Source organism: Sulfurihydrogenibium yellowstonense SS-5, assembly GCF_000173615.1.
In the GTDB taxonomy this organism is placed as follows: domain Bacteria; phylum Aquificota; class Aquificia; order Aquificales; family Hydrogenothermaceae; genus Sulfurihydrogenibium; species Sulfurihydrogenibium yellowstonense.
The window spans coordinates 1-2,032 of the sequence record NZ_ABZS01000227.1 but is presented as its reverse complement, the minus strand read 5'-3'; the positions used below and the strand labels follow the sequence as shown (position 1 = coordinate 2,032).

Sequence of the window (2,032 nt, the reverse complement as noted above, 5' to 3'; positions counted from 1 at the left end):
ATCTATTAGCTTTTTAATAGACTTAGGTTTCTAATTTTGCAATTTTTCAAAAAAGTTTGCAAAAGTTTTTAAAGATTGTATATTTATATTAGTAGGGGGTGATTAAAGTCATAACAAAATAATAACGATTATTGATAAGATTAATTAAAACTTTTAAAGGGAGGTGTATCACATGGAAGAAAAAGTAATCTTAGTAGGTCAACAAGTACCAGATTTTGAGATGGAAACTTACGATCCATCAACAGGGAAGTTTGGAAAGTTCTCTTTAGCAGATGCTAAAAAAGAAGGAAAATGGACAATTTTATTCTTCTATCCGGCAGACTTTACATTTGTATGTCCAACAGAATTAGCAGATTTAGCTGAAAAATACGAAGAATTAAAGAAGCTTGGTGCTGAAGTTGTTTCTGTTTCTACAGATACAAAATTTGTTCACCTTGCATGGCAAAGAGATGAAAAATTACTTGCAAACGTAAAATATCCAATGGGTGCAGACCCAACAGGAAAAGTTTCAAGAATGTTTGGAGTATATGACTGCAGCACTGGTTTAGCTTTAAGAGGAACTTTCATCATCAACCCAGAAGGAAAGCTTGTATCTTCTGAAGTTAACTTCTACAACGTAGGAAGAAATGCAGATGAGCTTGTAAGAAAGATGAAAGCTAACGCATACTTAATGTCTCATCCGGATGAAGCTTGTCCGGCTAAATGGGAACCAGGTAAGAAGACATTAAAACCATCTGAAGAGCTTGTAGGACACGTTTACGAAGCTTTACAAGATTAATAATATATGGGGGCTGTTTTTCGCCCCCTTATACAAACAACCATGATATTTAAACTAATTAGATATACACCACAAAAAATAGAGATAGAAATTACGGAAAATCAAGTAATCCAAATGTTTCCTATAGAACTTACAGAGCATCCAAATTTTGGTATAATCCAAAGATTTTGGAAATCAGAAAATCAAACCTATAGCATAGATAATTTTGATGCCTCACAAATTTTAGACCTATCAACAACAAAAATATATAAAAAATTAAAAGATGATGCTATGTTAGATATTTTGAACAAAGAAGAAAAGCTAAAAATTGTACTTATTTACAATAATACAGAGGATGTTTATGATTTGATTAAGTTATATCCTCAATAGATTTTCCTTTTGCTTCAACGCCAAACTTAGACCATATAAAAAATCCTACAAAACCTACAAGCCACAGCAAACTCAAACCTAACACGCTCAATTTATAATCTATAGTTGCAAGATAGGTTAGTATTGGTGGAGCCAGCATTCCTGAGATTCTTCCAATGACAGATAAAACACCGATAGCTGTAGCCCTCAAATAAGAAGGATAAACCTCCATCGCAGACACATAAGCAACGCTAGCAAAAGAGTATGCAACCAATGAATAAACAAAAACTGTAGTATAAATATCCTGCGATGTTAAAAAGAAGAAAGATGTTAAGAGAGAAAGTAAGGCTATGGTTGTTCCTGTTATTTTTCTACCAAGCTTGTCAGATAAAAAAGATACAACTATACCACCGATTAAACCACCAATGCTTGCAGTTAGTAAAAGATTTGGAATTTCTTTTGTAGGAAGATTATACTGATTTGTAATTACCAAAGGTAAGATAGTAATAAAGCCATAGTATGTTGTCAGAATTGTAAAACTCATAGCCGTTCCAAATAAAAACCTTCCTCTGTACTTTTTGAGAATAATCTTCACCGCATCTAATAAACTACCTTCAAATACAGGAATTTCACACTGTTTGTTTATTGGCCTTACATGATATTTTTTTTCTAATTTAGATACAATCTCTTCGGCTTTTTCTGTTAGCCCTTTCGATATTAGCCATCTTGGAGATTCTGGAATGAAAAATCTTATAAATACTATCAATATTGCTAAACTACCGCCAAATAAAAATGCATACCGCCAAGCTTTTTCCTCAGGAAATGAAGACAGTAGATACATTCCAACCAAAGAAGCAAAAATGCTTCCAAGATTCCACGATGCAGTTATAAAACCATCAACTCTCC

Annotated in this window: 3 protein-coding genes; 2 read left to right on the top strand and 1 reads right to left on the bottom strand. The window is 33.0% G+C overall.

Features of this window, described 5'->3' with window-relative positions:
- Positions 1–172: 172 nt before the first annotated feature.
- Together SULYE_RS07875 and SULYE_RS07870 are read left to right on the top strand one after the other, a co-directional pair.
- Positions 173–778: a peroxiredoxin gene (locus SULYE_RS07875; RefSeq protein ID WP_007548258.1), complete on the top strand. Its 606-nt coding sequence runs from the start codon at positions 173–175 to the stop codon at positions 776–778.
- A gap of 42 nt (positions 779–820) precedes the next feature.
- Positions 821–1,147, top strand: coding sequence for a hypothetical protein (locus SULYE_RS07870; protein WP_232178639.1), 327 nt, complete (start codon positions 821–823; stop codon positions 1,145–1,147).
- On the opposite strand, the gene SULYE_RS07865 is transcribed toward SULYE_RS07870, so the two are convergent.
- The coding region (locus tag SULYE_RS07865) for an MFS transporter (protein WP_007548256.1) at positions 1,128–2,032 on the bottom strand (905 nt) is incomplete at its 5' end. The two genes, SULYE_RS07870 and SULYE_RS07865, sit on opposite strands and share 20 nt — an antisense overlap.

Coding starts and splice junctions, on each gene's coding strand:
- SULYE_RS07875 (WP_007548258.1), top strand. CDS start 173: ATGGAAGAAAAAGTAATCTTAGTAGGTCAACAAGTACCAGATTTTGAG.
- SULYE_RS07870 (WP_232178639.1), top strand. CDS start 821: ATGATATTTAAACTAATTAGATATACACCACAAAAAATAGAGATAGAA.